11 protein-coding genes are annotated in these 15094 nt (G+C 69.3%); 7 read left to right on the forward strand and 4 right to left on the reverse strand.

The features are described from left to right. Positions 1–170: 170 nt before the first annotated feature. A complete protein-coding gene (hemE, locus tag F0344_RS05515) occupies positions 171–1244 on the reverse strand; it encodes a uroporphyrinogen decarboxylase (RefSeq protein WP_185297702.1) in 1074 nt (357 codons plus the stop codon). Positions 1245–1335: 91 nt separating this feature from the next. Here hemE and F0344_RS05520 point away from each other — a divergent pair, with 91 nt between their 5' ends. The 5 genes from F0344_RS05520 (at position 1336) to F0344_RS05540 (ending at position 7928) form a co-directional block, all read left to right on the forward strand. Beyond that, the gene (locus F0344_RS05520) at positions 1336–1995 is read left to right on the forward strand and encodes a DUF3000 domain-containing protein (RefSeq protein ID WP_185297703.1); all 660 of its coding nucleotides are present in this window, start codon (positions 1336–1338) and stop codon (positions 1993–1995) included. 208 nt (positions 1996–2203) lie between these two features. Further along, positions 2204–2866, forward strand: a complete 663-nt coding sequence (locus F0344_RS05525) for a response regulator transcription factor (protein ID WP_185297704.1) — start codon at positions 2204–2206, stop codon at positions 2864–2866. Between the two features lie 119 nt (positions 2867–2985). Further along, positions 2986–4260, forward strand: coding sequence for an HRDC domain-containing protein (locus tag F0344_RS05530; protein WP_185297705.1), 1275 nt, complete (start codon positions 2986–2988; stop codon positions 4258–4260). 318 nt (positions 4261–4578) lie between these two features. Continuing rightward, complete coding sequence (locus F0344_RS05535) at positions 4579–5799, forward strand: thiolase family protein (protein WP_185297706.1); 1221 nt, start codon at positions 4579–4581, stop codon at positions 5797–5799. After that, positions 5796–7928, forward strand: a complete 2133-nt coding sequence (locus F0344_RS05540; protein WP_185297707.1) for a 3-hydroxyacyl-CoA dehydrogenase NAD-binding domain-containing protein — start codon at positions 5796–5798, stop codon at positions 7926–7928. Before F0344_RS05535 ends, F0344_RS05540 begins: the two co-directional genes overlap by 4 nt. An 88-nt stretch (positions 7929–8016) precedes the next feature. Here F0344_RS05540 and F0344_RS35435 read toward each other — a convergent pair whose 3' ends face one another. Continuing rightward, positions 8017–8760 (reverse strand): hypothetical protein, encoded by a 744-nt coding sequence (locus tag F0344_RS35435; RefSeq protein ID WP_258049681.1) that lies wholly within the window; start codon positions 8758–8760, stop codon positions 8017–8019. 894 nt (positions 8761–9654) lie between these two features. On the opposite strand from F0344_RS35435, the gene F0344_RS05550 reads away from it, so the two are divergent. Next, complete coding sequence (locus tag F0344_RS05550) at positions 9655–10755, forward strand: LCP family protein (protein ID WP_185297708.1); 1101 nt, start codon at positions 9655–9657, stop codon at positions 10753–10755. Between the two features lie 39 nt (positions 10756–10794). Further along, positions 10795–11226, forward strand: a complete 432-nt coding sequence (locus tag F0344_RS05555; protein WP_185297709.1) for an NTP pyrophosphohydrolase — start codon at positions 10795–10797, stop codon at positions 11224–11226. Here F0344_RS05555 and F0344_RS05560 read toward each other — a convergent pair. Together F0344_RS05560 and dxs are read right to left on the reverse strand one after the other, a co-directional pair. Further along, positions 11219–12700, reverse strand: coding sequence for an amino acid permease (locus tag F0344_RS05560; RefSeq protein ID WP_185302527.1), 1482 nt, complete (start codon positions 12698–12700; stop codon positions 11219–11221). The two genes, F0344_RS05555 and F0344_RS05560, sit on opposite strands and share 8 nt — an antisense overlap. 293 nt (positions 12701–12993) lie before the next feature. Next, entirely contained in the window at positions 12994–14922 is a 1929-nt protein-coding gene (dxs, locus tag F0344_RS05565; protein ID WP_185297710.1) for a 1-deoxy-D-xylulose-5-phosphate synthase, read from the reverse strand. Positions 14923–15094 lie beyond the last annotated feature (172 nt).

The following is a 15094-nucleotide window of genomic DNA, read 5'->3' on the forward strand; positions in this document are numbered from 1 at the left end:
CATTGCGACTAGGTCCTGTCTGGAGTTCCAGCGCGGGAGAAGGAGCGGCGTCCGGTGCCGTCGAATCCAAGGCGGAGGAGGGAGCGATGGCGGAGCCCTCGCGACTGACGACAACGCCGGAGGCGGCGGTGCCGGACGCCGCGACGCCGCGGGGGAACTCCAGACAGGACCTAGCGTGCCGTCTGCGTGTGGACGTACTCGACGAGCCGGGTCAGCGCGTCCGGGTCCATCGACGGCATGACGCCGTGGCCCAGGTTGAAGATGTGGCCCTCCAGGCCCGCGGCCGCGTCCAGCACCTCGCGGGTCTTCTCCTCCACCACCGGGGTCGGCGCGAACAGCACCGCCGGGTCGAGGTTGCCCTGGAGCGCCTTGCCGGGGCCGACGCGGCGGGCGGCCTCGTCCAACGGGACCCGCCAGTCGACACCGACGACGTCCGCGCCGGCCTCTCCCATGAGGCCGAGGAGTTCACCGGTGCCGACACCGAAGTGGATGCGCGGGACGCCGTACGGCGCGATGGTGTCGAAGACCTTCGCGGAGGCCGGCATGACCGAGCGCCGGTAGTCGGCGGGGGCCAGGGCGCCCACCCAGGAGTCGAAGAGCTGGACCGCCGAGGCGCCCGCCTCGATCTGGACCTTCAGGAAGGCACCGGTGATCTCCGCGAGCCGGTCGAGCAGGTCGGCCCAGAGCTCCGGGTCGCCGTACATCATGGCCTTGGTGCGCTCGTGGTTGCGGGACGGGCCGCCCTCCACGAGGTAGCTCGCGAGAGTGAACGGCGCTCCGGCGAAACCGATGAGCGGAGTGGCGCCCAGCTCGGCGGTGAGCATGCCCATGGCCTCGGTGACGTACGGGACGTCCTCGGGCGTGAGGTCGCGCAGCCGGGCCAGATCGGCGCGGGTACGGACCGGTTCCGCGATCACCGGGCCGACACCGGGCTTGATGTCGAGGTCGATGCCGATGGCCTTGAGCGGGACGACGATGTCGCTGAAGAAGATCGCGGCGTCCACCTTGTGGCGGCGCACGGGCTGCAGGGTGATCTCGGCGACGAGCTCCGGCATCATGCAGGAGTCGAGCATCGCGATGCCCTCGCGGACCTTCAGGTACTCGGGAAGTGAGCGCCCCGCCTGTCGCATGAACCAGACCGGGGTGTGCGGCACGGGTTCACGCCGGCACGCCTTGAGGAACGCCGACTCATGGGTGGCGGATGACTTCGTCTGCTGGCCCGTCGGGCGATCGTTGGCACTCACACCAAGAATCTTCGCACGAAGCCGTGAGGAGCTTGTGCCCCCAGGGTGTCCCTCCCTGCGCGAGGCCCCGGTTCCGCCTACTCTTCCCCGCATGGCTCCGGCTCAGGGACAATATTCCGATCATTCCGATGGCGCTGACAGCAAGGACAGAACGGAGGAGGCATCCGTCCCGCCCGCGTTCCGGTCGGCGGTCGACGCGCTGCGCTCCGCGCGGCTGCGCCCAGAACTCGAGGTCGAGCCGACGAGGCCGCCCCAACGCCTCGCTCCGCACGCGTACGCCCTGGAGGCCGCGGTCGTCGACGGCGAGGACGACCTCGCCGACGGCCGTCTCGTACTCCTTCACGATCCGTCCGGGCACGACGCCTGGCAGGGCACCTTCCGCCTGGTGACGCTCGTACGGGCGGAGCTGGAGCCGGAGATGGCGGCGGATCCGCTGCTGCCCGAGGTGTGCTGGTCCTGGCTGACGGGTGCGCTGGACGCGCGGGGCCTGTCGTACGGGGAGGCCGGCGGCACCGTGACGCGCGCCGGATCGCACTACTTCGGTGCGCTCTCCTCACGTCGGCCCGCGACCCAGATCGAGATCAGGGCCTCCTGGACGCCCCGCGAGGGGCGCGGCGGCGTACCGGACGCGGCGGCGCACCTGGTCGCGTGGGGTGATCTGCTCTGCCAGATCGCCGGGCTGCCGCCGTCGGGGACTGCCGAGGCGACGGTGGTGACGTTGCCGCAGCGGCGCGGACCCCAGGTTTCGTAACACTGCGTCACATTGCTCGCACATTCACCGGCTCTCTTTTCGTACAATCGATCGCGCGTCCTATTTGCCCGAATTGTTACTCACCAAATCGTGATCTTCCTCTAAAGGAGGACGGGTCTGCTGCCGAAGAGGTCAATGACCCTTCAAGCACGGTTCGCCCCGGCTTCATCCCCGAGCCGGCCCGTCCCGCCACTCCCCAGGAGGCCTGGTGTCCGTTCTCCTCGAGCAGCCCGCAAGCCTGGTCGCCTACCGCCCGAACAAGCCGACGGCCATGGTCGTCGTCGCCGACCCCCGTGTCCGTTCCACCGTCACCCGGCACCTGTGGGCACTCGGAGTTCGTGACGTCATCGAGGCGTCGTCCATCGCGGAGGCCCGTCCCCGAATCGGCAACCCGCGCGACATCTGCGTTGCCGACGTCCACCTGCCCGATGGTTCCGGGCTGACCCTGCTGTCCGAGACCCGAGCCGCGGGCTGGCCGAACGGCCTCGCCCTCTCCGCCGCCGACGACATCGGTGCCGTACGCAACGCCCTCGCGGGCGGCGTGAAGGGCTACGTCGTCACCGGCACCCGTACCAACATCGGCCACCCCACCCGCCCCGGCGTCGCACCGATCGGCGCCAATGCCGCCCGCATGCACCGTCGGCCTCCCGGTTCCCCGAGCCACCCGGGCGGCTACCGCGAACTGTCAGGCCGTGAGGTGGAGGTGCTCCGCCTGGTCGCCGAAGGCCAGTCCAACAAGGCCATCGGCGTCTCGATGGGCCTCTCCGCCCTGACCGTCAAGTCCCATCTCGCCCGCATCGCCCGCAAGCTCGGCACCGGAGACCGCGCAGGAATGGTCGCCGTGGCCCTGCGAACGGGCATCATCCACTGACCGCCACCGCCCCGGCCGCCACGTGCACGGATGCGGCCCCGGCTGGAATACGTGCATCAGCGCCCGTCGACGGATCATTCCGTCGACGGGCGCTGGACATACACAGATACCCTTGACACGTGACCGACGCCCAAGAGACCGCAGAAGACACTTCACTGCGAACCACCGGGGGCGCCCCCCCGGACGACGTCGCCCCGGCGCCGATCCCCTTGCTCGAACCGCGCGAGGGCATTCCCCCGGTGGTGGCGTCCAACGACGCCCTGGCCCAGGTGATCGCCTCCTTCGCCGTGGGCACCGGCCCCGTGGCCGTGGACGCCGAGCGCGCCTCCGGGTACCGCTACGGCCAGCGCGCCTACCTCGTACAGCTGCGCCGCGAGGGCGCGGGCAGCGCCCTCGTCGACCCGGTCGGCTGTCCCGACCTGTCGGGCCTGGGCGCCGCCCTGTCCGGCAGTGAGTGGATCCTGCACGCGGCGACCCAGGACCTCCCCTGTCTCCGCGAAATAGGCATGATCCCCACCGGGCTCTTCGACACCGAACTCGCCGGACGACTGGCGGGTTTCCCGCGTGTCGGCCTCGGCGCGATGGTCGAGAGCGTGCTGGGGTACGCGCTGGAGAAGGGGCACTCGGCCGTCGACTGGTCCACCCGCCCCCTTCCCGACCCCTGGCTGCGTTACGCCGCTCTCGATGTCGAACTGCTGATCGATCTGCGCGACGCCCTGGAGGAGGAGCTCGAACAGCAGGGCAAGCTGGAGTGGGCGCGGGAGGAGTTCGAGGCGATCGCCTCGGCGCCGCCCGCACCCCCGCGCCAGGACCCGTGGCGCCGTACGTCCGGGATGCACAAGGTGCGCCGCCGCCGTCAGATGGCGGTCGTACGGGAACTGTGGAACACCCGGGACGAGGTCGCGCAGCGCCGTGACATCTCGCCCGGCAAGATCCTCGGCGACGGCGCGATCGTGGAGGCGGCGCTGGCGATCCCCCTCACCGTGCAGGCTCTGATGGCACTGCCGGGCTTCGGCCACCGCATGGGCCGCCGTCAGCTGGAGCAGTGGCAGGCTGCCGTGGACCGGGCCAGGGCACTGCCCGAGTCCGAGCTCCCGCAGCCCGGCCCGCAGCTCGCCGGCCCGCCGCCGCCCCGCTCCTGGGCGGACAAGGACCCGGCGGCCGCGGCCCGTCTCTCGGCGGCCCGTGCCGCGGTGTCGGAGCTCGCCGAGCGGCTGAACATGCCGCAGGAGAACCTGATCACGCCGGACACCGTGCGACGGGTCTGCTGGGAGCCCCCCCAGAGCCTGACGCCCTCCTCGCTGGAGGACACACTCGCCGGTCACGGGGCGCGGCGCTGGCAGATCGAGCAGGTCTCCCCGCTCCTTTTCCGGGCACTGGGCACCGACGCCTGATCCCTCCCCTCCTTCGCACCCGGAACGCCCCTGGTCCTCGGCCGGGGGCGTTCTGCTGACGCGCGGGTCCATAAGGGCCCGATCGCCCCTCCGGGAGCATCGAATTCACGCCAGGTTGACGGCGCTGCCCGATTTCGCCGTCGCCGGGCGCGATGATCACTGCCTGTGACGACCTTGCGGCGTCCGGGCGTGTGACCTTCACCGCTCCGGTCCCGGAGGGTGGGCAGTCTGGTTACCCGCAAGTAGCATGAGGGAGGCGGCGCGCTTTCCGAGTGCGCCCCGCAGCAGTGCCATCCCGCACCCTGGAGGAGAGCCACCGTGCCTCGTACCATCCGGGACGTCGTCTTCGTCGACGGCGTCCGCACCCCGTTCGGCAAAGCGGGCCCCAAGGGCATCTACCACGAGACCCGCGCCGACGATCTCGTCGTGAAGGCCATCCGGGAGCTGCTGCGACGCAACCCGGATCTGGACCCCGCGAAGATCGACGAGGTCGCCATCGCCGCGACCACGCAGATCGGCGACCAGGGCCTGACGCTCGGCCGCACCGCCGGAATCCTGGCCGGTCTGCCGCAGTCCGTCCCCGGTTACTCGATCGACCGCATGTGCGCCGGCGCGCTGACCGCCGTGACCGCGACGGCCGGTTCCATCGCCTTCGGCGCGTACGACGTCGTGGTCGCCGGCGGCGTCGAGCACATGGGCCGCCACCCGATGGGTGAGGGCGTGGACCCGAACCCGCGCTTCGTATCGGAGAAGCTGGTCGACGAGTCCGCCCTGTTCATGGGCATGACCGCCGAGAACCTGCACGACCGGTACCCCTCGATCACCAAGCAGCGCGCCGACGAGTACGCGGTGCGTTCGCAGGAGAAGGCCGCCAAGGCGTACGCCGACGGCAAGATCCAGCAGGACCTGGTGCCGGTCTCCGTGCGCCGCACCAACGCCGAGGCCGGTGAGACGGGCTGGGGCCTGGTCACCGCCGACGAGCCGATGCGCCCGGGCACCACGATGGAGTCCCTGGCCGGCCTGAAGACCCCGTTCCGCGCCCACGGCCGCGTGACGGCCGGTAACGCCGCAGGGCTCAACGACGGCGCCACCGCCTCGCTGCTCGCCGCCGAGGACGTCGCCCGCGAGATGGGCCTCCCGGTCAGGATGCGCCTCGTGTCGTACGCCTACGTGGGCGTCGAGCCGGAGGTCATGGGCTACGGCCCGATCCCGGCGACCGAGAAGGCCCTGGCCAAGGCCGGCCTGTCCATCTCCGACATCGGTCTCTTCGAGATCAACGAGGCGTTCGCCGTGCAGGTGCTCGCCTTCCTGGAGCACTACGGCATCGCCGACGACGACGCCCGCGTGAACCAGTACGGCGGCGCCATCGCCTACGGTCACCCGCTGGCCTCCTCCGGTGTGCGTCTGATGACTCAGCTGGCCCGCCAGTTCGAGGAGCACCCCGAGGTCCGCTACGGCCTGACGACCATGTGCGTCGGCTTCGGCATGGGCGCGACGGTCGTCTGGGAGAACCCGAACTTCGACGGAGGCAACAAGTGAGCACCACCACCACTGAGCTTCTGAAGGGTGCGGCCGAGCTGTTCCCCGGCGAGGTCGTCACACAGGCGCACGTACGCCACCTGGACCTTCCGGCCGGTGCGGGCCGTTTCGCCCTCATCACGCTGGACAACGGCCTGGACCACACCAAGCCGACCACCTTCGGACCGCAGTCGCTGGCGAACCTGAACGCCGCCATCGACCAGGTCGAGAAGGAGGCCGCCGAGGGCGCGATCACCGGCATCGGCCTCACCGGCAAGCCGTTCATCTTCGCGGTCGGCGCCGACCTCAAGGGTGTCGAGCTCCTGAAGGAGCACAAGGACGCGCTGGCCATCGGCAAGGGCGGCCACGACGTCTTCCGCCGCCTGTCCGGCCTCGCGGTCCCGACGTTCGCGTACTACAACGGCGCTGCCATGGGCGGCGGTGTCGAGGTCGGTCTGCACTGCTCGTACCGCACCGTCTCCAAGGCGCTCCCCGCCTTCTCGCTGCCAGAGGTCTTCCTCGGTCTGGTCCCCGGCTGGGGCGGCTGCGCGCTGCTCCCCAACCTGATCGGCGCCGACCGCGCCGTCACGGTGATCATCGAGAACTCGCTCAACCAGAACCGCCAGCTCAAGGGCAAGCAGGTCTTCGAGCTCGGGATCGCCGACGCCCTCTTCGAGGGAGCGGACTTCCTGGAGCAGTCGCTGATCTGGACCGCGTCCGTGCTGAACGGCACGCTCACGGTGGAGCGTCCCGACGTCGACCGCGGTGACGCCTGGGACCAGGCCGTCGCCCGCGGCCGGGCCATCGCCGACTCCAAGGTGCACGGGGCGGCCCCGGCCGCGTACCGCGCGCTGGACATCATCGCCGCCGCCAAGGACGGCGACCTCGGCGCCGGCTTCGACGCCGAGGACCAGGCCCTCGCGGACCTGATCATGGGTGGCGAGCTGCGCTCCGGCATCTACGCCTTCAACCTGGTGCAGAAGCGCGCCAAGCGCCCCGCCGGGGCCCCGGACAAGGCGCTGGCCCGTCCGGTCACCAAGGTCGGCGTGGTGGGTGCCGGCCTGATGGCCAGCCAGCTCGCGCTGCTCTTCCTGCGCCGCCTGGAGGTCCCGGTCGTCCTCACGGACATCGACCAGGCCCGGGTCGACAAGGGTGTGGGCTATGTCCACTCCGAGATCGACAAGCTGCTCGGCAAGGGCCGCATCAACCAGGACAAGGCCAACCGTTACAAGGGCCTGGTCTCCGGTGTGCTGGACAAGGCGGAGGGCTTCTCCGACGCCGACTTCATCATCGAGGCGGTCTTCGAGGAGATCGGCGTCAAGCAGCAGGTGTTCGCGGAGGTCGAGGCGGTCGCTCCGGCGCACGCGATCCTCGCCACCAACACCTCCTCGCTGTCGGTCACCGAGATGGCGTCGAAGCTGAAGAACCCCGAGCGGGTCGTCGGCTTCCACTTCTTCAACCCGGTCGCGATCCTGCCGCTGCTGGAGATCGTCCGCGGCGAGCGGACCGACGACGCCTCGCTGGCCACGGCCTTCGGTGTCGCGCGGAAGCTGAAGAAGACCGCGGTGCTGGTGAAGGACGCCCCGGCGTTCGTCGTCAACCGCATCCTCACCCGCTTCATGGGCGAGATCCAGAACGTCATCGACGAGGGCACCCCGGTCGCCGTCGCCGAGAAGGCCGTCGAGCCCCTCGGTCTGCCGATGTCCCCGCTGGTGCTCCTGGAGCTCGTCGGCCCGGCCATCGGCCTCCACGTCTCCGAGACCCTGAACCGCGCCTTCCCGGAGCGCTTCACGGTCTCCGAGAACCTCGCGTCGGTCGTCAAGGCCGGCAAGCGCGGCTTCTACGTCTACGACTCCGGTAAGCCGGAGCTGGACCCGGAGGTCGCCGCACTCCTCAAGCAGGGCGATGTCGTCCTGACCGAGGAGCAGGCCCGCGACCGCGTCCTGGACGCGGTGGCGCAGGAGATCGGCCTGATGCTGGACGAGGGTGTCGTCGCCGAGGCGCAGGACATCGACCTCTGCCTGATCACCGGCGCGGGCTGGCCCTTCCACCTGGGCGGCATCACGCCGTACCTGGACCGGGCGGGCGTCTCGGAGCGCGTCAACGGCAAGAAGTTCCTGGCACCGGGCGTGGCGAGCGTTCCGGCCTGACGTCCGATTTCCCTGTGGGCGGGCCGTACGGAATCATCTCCGTACGGCCCGTTTCCGTTCGGGGCTCGGGCAGGCGGGAAGAACCAGGTCATGCGGCGTCGTGCCGGAAAGCTGCCGAAGGGCTCCGCAGCGCCGTTCCACCGCGGATGGCAGGCTGACGGTCTGCGCTCTCGTCCTCCTCGGGGTGTCGCATCCGCTGCCGGTCACCCGAGCGACGCCCTTGGAGAGCGCGCCGGAGCGTCTGCGTATCGCGACCTGGAACATGTGCGGGGTCCGGCAGTGGAACTGTGAGGACACCGGGACCCGCACCGAGAAGATCCGGGCATTGAAACGACTGGCGGTCACCGACGGCGCGCGCGTGGTGATGTTGCAGGAGACCTGCGCCGAAGACCTCGCCGACGCGTGGAACGAGTTGGGAAAGGGCTGGCACAGCACCTCTCTGCCCTATGCCGACGCGGAGCTTCAGGCCGCCCTGGACGAACAAGGGCAGAATGCGGGTGTTCTTTTCGACATAGCGGTACGGCGGATTGTCGGCCGTGTCGGCACCGCCACGGCCGATGCTCTTGTAGCGGAAGAGTCCGCGACTGAACACACTGGCGGCGACATCCCATGTTCCCTCGACCCATTCGCCCTTCCTCTTCAGACGGTTGGTGTCGAAGCGGCTCTCGAATCCGGCCCAGTCGTAGCAGTAGCGACTCTGGTTGGAGTGCTCGGTGGCCTGCGGATAGAACGTGGTCTTCGCCGGGTTGACGAGCGTGCTGCCCGACTTCTTGTTCCGAAGCGCCAGTGCCTTCGTGGACATATGGCGCTTGTGCACGTTGATGAAGCGCACATAGGCGGAGCCCGTCAGCGTCAGCCAATCGCCGCTCCAGTGGGCGCCGGTGAGCGAACTGTGGGGAGTCAGCTCCTTGCCGAGCCGGGAGTTCGTTGAGCTGACCCTGGTGGACGCGAAGCCACTTCACCCGCGCGTCTGCGGGGAGCTCATCGATGAGGTCGTCGTCGGCCTCACTCAAGAACTCCTGGGCCGAGTACATGAAGGCGTCACGATAGTCGTCATCCGCATCGGGAAGGACCTTCAGATGCAGCATGAGGTCCGACTTGAGGCATGCGAGGTCGTACTTGCGTTTGTGCTCCCTGAACGAGCGCGAGCGGTGCTGTCCGAGGAAACGGCTCACGGACTGCACGGCGGCCACTCGGTCCATCAGGTTGCTGAGTTCGGTGTGCCGCTGCGTGATCGAGGGAGCGGCCCCACCGTCACGGCGACGCCAGAAATAGACGATGTCGGTGATGACATCGACCTTTCCAGCCTTGAAGTGCGCGAACATGTTGACCCAGGAGTCCTCGTAGAGGACGCCTTCGGGGAACTGGATGAAGTGGTAATCCCAGAAGGTGCGGCGGAAAACCTTGTTCCAGACCGTCCGGTCGTAGATCAACGCGTCGAAACGCGTGATGTGCGTGCCCCGACGGTCCGCTGCATAGGCCCCTTGTGCAAGGGGGATTGCCACGACGCGATGCCTACCGAGCCTCGGACCAGGGTCCGTCGAAGCCGATACCGGCCTGTACCACGGTGGGACAACGCTACAGAGTCTCATGGCTCCCGTACGTTCACTCGATCGACTGTCTATAGTTCTAATCCACCAGACAGCAGCGGACCGGCTCGCCCCCCACCCGAGTCCAACCCGACCACTTGCGCCCTCAGGGGCCACGAGTTGCGAGGACTCACAGAATGAGCCACGACGCCACGCCCCCGGGCCCGCGCGCCTCCCGGCGAGGGGACTCCGCCAAGCGCGGACGCAAGAAGGACCGCAAGCCCCGTCGCGGCCTCAAGATCGCCCTCGGGATCTTCCTCGTGCTCCTGCTCGCCGGCGGCGGCACCGCCTACTGGATGTACAGCAGCCTCGACGGCAACATCAAGGGCGTCGACATCAACAAGGCGCTCGGTGAGGACCGTCCCGAGAAGCTCCCGACGACCGGCCAGAACCTGCTGGTTCTGGGGTCGGACTCGCGGGCCGGTGCCGCGAACAAGAAGCTCGGTGGGGGCGGCAACGTCAGTGGGGCCCGTTCCGACACCGCCATGGTGGTGCACATACCCGAGGGCCGCACGAAGGCCGTCGCCGTGTCCATCCCCCGCGACACCCTGGTGACGCGGCCCGAGTGCACCACGGCCGACGGTTCGCCGCTGTCGTCGAAGGACCGCGTGATGTTCAACTCGGTGTACTCGCTGGCCGGTCCGGCCTGTGTGGTCAAGACCGTCGAGAAGATGTCCGGCGTCCGGATCGACCACTACCTGGAGATCAACTTCGCCGGGTTCAAGGACCTGGTCGACGCCATCGGGGGCGTCACGATCGACGTTCCCCAGGACATCGACGACAAGGCGTCCGGGCTGAACCTCACCGCCGGCCCGCAGAAGCTCAACGGCACCGAGTCCCTCGCCTACGTCCGTACGCGGCACGGCATCGGTGACGGCAGCGACCTCGGCCGCATCGGGCTCCAGCAGCAGTTCATGATGGCGCTGCTGAGCGAGATCAAGTCGCAGGACCTGCTGGGCAGCCCGACGACGACGTACAAGATCGCCAGTTCCGCCACGAAGTCGCTGACGACCGACGAGGGGCTCGCCTCGCTCAAGTCGCTCAGTGACTTCGCGCGTTCGATGAACGGCGTCGACCCGTCGTCGATGGAGACGATCATGCTTCCGGTTGCCTACGACGAGATCGACAGGAATCGGGTCGTGGCCGCCGAGCCGCAGGCCGGCACCCTCTGGAAGGCGATCCGCGAGGACTCGTCGATCCCGGAGTCCGCGAAGAAGTCCCCCGCCACCGGCGGCTGACGGACCGTGGGCCGGGCCGGCCCATGGCATTCTGCCGGGATGCCGACCGAAGGCCCGGCCACCGGGAACACGCTGCCGCTCGTGATCGTCGACGCTGCCAACGTCGTGGGGTCCGTACCGGACGGGTGGTGGCGGGACCGGCCGGGGGCGGCCGAACGGCTGCGGGACTCGCTCGTCCCGTACGCCGCGGACGGCCTGCCCGGGGTTCCGGGCCCCGTCGAGCTGGTGCTGGTAGTCGAAGGTGCGGCCCGGGTCGTCGGTCCCGTGCCCGGGGTACGGGTGGAGTCGGCGCCCGGCAGCGGTGACGACCTGATCGCCGGCATCGTCGCGACGGAGGCGGCCCGGAATCCGGACCGCCTCTGTGTCGTGGTCACCGCGGACCGGGGCCTGCGCCGGTGGGTCGAGGTGCACGGGGCGCGGTGTGCGGGGCCCCGTAGCGTACGCCCCACACCACCGTCGCGGCTCAACTGACCGTCTTGCGCTCCCCGTTGGTCTTCAGCCTGCTGTGCTTCCGTCCGTACAGGAAGTAGAAGGCGATACCGATCGCCATCCAGACCCCGAACCGCACCCAGGTCTCGGCCGGCAGGTTGAGCATCAGCCAGACCGACGCGGCCACCGAGAGGATCGGGACCAGCGGGACCCACGGGGTGCGGAAGGCGCGGTGCAGGTCGGGCCGCGTGCGGCGCAGGACGATCACGCCGAGGGCGACGACGACGAACGCGAAGAGCGTGCCGATGTTCACCAGCGTCGCCAGCTCGTTGATGCTGGTGAAGCCCGCGATGATCGCGATGAGCACCCCGAGCAGGATGGTCGGACGGTACGGCGTGCGGAAGCGCGGGTGCGTCACGGAGAAGAACCGCGGGAGCAGTCCGTCACGGCTCATCGCGAAGAACACCCGGGTCTGGCCGAGCAGCAGGATCATGCAGACCGTGGTGAGGCCGACCGCGGCGCCGAAGCTGATGACGCCCCCGTAGAAGGGGTGCCCCACGGACTTGAAGGCGTCGGCGAGCGGGGCGCTCACCGACAGTTCGCTGTAGTGCTGCATGCCGGTGACGACGATGGACACGGCCACGTAGAGCACGGTGCAGATCAGGAGCGAGCCCAGGATGCCGCGCGGCATGTCCCGCTGCGGAACCTTGGTCTCCTCGGCGGCGGTGGCCACCACGTCGAAGCCGATGAAGGCGAAGAAGACCACGGACGCGGCGGTGAAGATGCCCATGACGCCGAAGTTCGTGGGCTCGTAACCGAACATCAGCTGGACCAGGGGCGCGTCCAGACCGGCCCCGGCGGGCTGCTTCACTGCGTCGGGGATGAACGGCTTGTAGTTGTCGGCGTCGATGAAGAAGGACCCCGCGATGATCACGATCAGGACCACGGTCACCTTGATGATGACGACGATCGCGGTGACGCGTGCGGACAGCTTCATGCCGAACACCAGGATGACCGTGAGCGCCAGCACCAGCACGAAGGCCAGGATGTCGAAGCCGAAGCCCTCGGCGACGTCCGGCCCCGAGAGCGCCTCGGGCATCGTCCAGCCGATGTTGTCCATCAGGGAGCGGACGTAGCCCGACCAGCCGACGGCCACGACGGCCGTACCCAGGGCGAATTCCAGGATCAGGTCCCAGCCGATGGTCCACGCGACCAGTTCGCCGAGTGAGGCGTACGAGAAGGTGTACGCCGATCCGGCCACCGGGACGGTGGAGGCGAACTCCGCGTAACAGAGCGCGGCCAGTGCGCAGACGATGCCCGCGGCGACGAAGGCGAGCGCGGTGGCGGGGCCCGCGGTCTCCTTGGCGACCTTGCCCGTGAGGACGAAGATGCCGGTGCCGATGATGACACCGACGCCGAAGACCGTCAGGTCCACTGCCGAGAGGGACTTTCTGAGCCGGTGCTCCGGCTCCTCCGTATCCTTGATCGACTGTTCTACCGTTTTGGTGCGGAACATTGTGCTCACCGGTCTGCCTCCGTGATCGTTCTTCTCGTGCGTCGCCGGGGCCCTCGCGTTACCCGAACCACGGCCATGATCGAGAGGGCGCGCGGCAACGGGGCGGTCGCGCGGGGCGATTCACCCGATGGGGCCCGGGAGAGCGAAGACCACTGGGCCGTACGGAGTAGGCGCGGCCCGCGGGCGGCTCCGGTAGGGGCGGATCTCGGAACACGAACGGGAGGCGCGGAACACGAACGCGCCCCCCGGTCCGGTGGGACCGAGGGGCGTGGACGGGTGACGCGGTGATGCGCTCAGTCGCGAGCGGGCTCCACCGGAAGCGGCTCGGCGTCCCGGCTCCCGTACCGGCCGTCGAGCTTGGCGACCAGACCGGTGACCTGACGGGCGATGTCCGGGGCGGTCAGGCCGATCTCGGCCATGACCTCCTTGCGCGAGGCGTGGTCGAGGAAGACCGGCGGGATACCGAAGTCCCGCAGCGGTACGTCGACGCCGGCGTCGCGCAGCGCCTGGGCGACTGCGGAGCCGACACCGCCGGCGCGGCTGTTGTCCTCGACGGTGACGACGACGCGGTGCTGCTCGGCGAGCGGGGCCATGGCCTCGTCGACGGGCTTGACCCAGCGGGGGTCGACCACTGTGGTGGAGATGCCCTGGGCCTCCAGCAGCGTGGCGATCTCCAGGCACATCGGGGCGAGCGCTCCGATGGACACCAGCAGTACGTCGGGCCGCTCGGTGCCGGCCTCGCGCAGGACGTCCATCCCGCCGGCCTTGCCGACGGCCTTGACCGCCGGGCCGACCGCGCCCTTGGAGAAGCGGACCACGGTCGGGGCGTCGTCGACGTCGACGGCCTCGCGCAGCTGGGCGCGGACCTGGTCGGCGTCACGCGGGGCGGCGATCCGGAGGGTGGGCACGCACTGGAGGATCGACATGTCCCACATGCCGTTGTGCGAGGCGCCGTCCGTGCCGGTGACTCCCGCGCGGTCCAGGACGAAGGTGACCCCGCACTTGTGCAGGGCGACATCCATCAGGACCTGGTCGAAGGCCCGGTTGAGGAAGGTCGCGTAGACCGCGAAGACCGGGTGCAGTCCGCCGGTGGCGAGGCCGGCCGCGGAGACCGCGCCGTGCTGCTCGGCGATGCCGACGTCGTAGATCCGGTCCGGGAACGCCTCCTCGAACTTGCCGAGGCCGACGGGCTGGAGCATGGCCGCGGTGATCGCGACGATGTCCTTGCGCTCCTTGCCGAGCTTGACCATCTCCTCGCCGAACACGGAGGTCCAGTCGAGGCCGGAGGTGGAGATCGGCAGTCCGGTGTCCGGGTGGATCTTGCCGACGGCGTGGAAACGGTCGGCCTCGTCCTGGAGGGCCGGGGTGTAACCGCGGCCCTTCTCCGTGAGGCAGTGGACGATGACGGGTCCGCCGAAACGCTTCGCCCGCTGGAGCGCGGACTCCAGGGCCTCGATGTCGTGACCGTCGATCGGTCCGACGTACTTCAGGCCGAGGTCCTCGAACATGCCCTGCGGGGCGATGAAGTCCTTGAGGCCCTTCTTCGCGCCGTGCAGGGTCTCGTACAGCGGCCGCCCGACGACGGGGGTGCGTTCCAGGAGGTCCTTGCCACGGGCCAGGAAACGCTCGTACCCGTCCGTCGTACGGAGGGTGGCGAGGTGGTTCGCGAGGCCGCCGATGGTCGGGGCGTACGAGCGCTCGTTGTCGTTGACGACGATGACGAGGGGGCGGTCCTTGGCGGCGGCGATGTTGTTCAGCGCCTCCCAGGCCATGCCGCCGGTGAGCGCGCCGTCCCCGATGACCGCGACGACGTGGTCGTCCTTCTCCAGCACCTCGTTGGCCTTGGCGAGGCCGTCGGCCCAGCCGAGCACGGTCGAGGCGTGCGAGTTCTCGATGACGTCGTGCTCCGACTCGGCGCGGGAGGGGTAGCCGGAGAGGCCGCCCTTGCTCTTGAGCTTCGAGAAGTCCTGGCGGCCGGTGAGCAGCTTGTGCACATAGCTCTGGTGGCCGGTGTCGAAGAGGACCTTGTCCCGCGGCGACTCGAACACCCGGTGCAGGGCGATGGTCAGCTCGACCACGCCCAGGTTGGGGCCGAGGTGTCCGCCGGTCTTGGACACCGCGTCGACGAGGAACGTACGGATCTCCCCGGCGAGCTGCTCCAGCTGCTCAGCGGTGAGCCGGTCCAGGTCGCGCGGTCCACCGATGCGGGTCAGCAGATCCACCCGTGCCTCCTTGCGTTTGAGCTGGTCGAGCGTGCCGATCCGATGAGTCTAATGTTCCGCCGGCGCGCGCCGTCAGCGGGCGGTGCATTCCGTGTCACCCGATCGGATGACGTAGGCATCCCGCACGCGTGCGTGACACGCGGGGTGCGGACACGCACGAGCCCGGCACCTC

The organism is Streptomyces finlayi (assembly GCF_014216315.1).
In the GTDB taxonomy this organism is placed as follows: Bacteria; Actinomycetota; Actinomycetes; order Streptomycetales; family Streptomycetaceae; genus Streptomyces; species Streptomyces finlayi_A.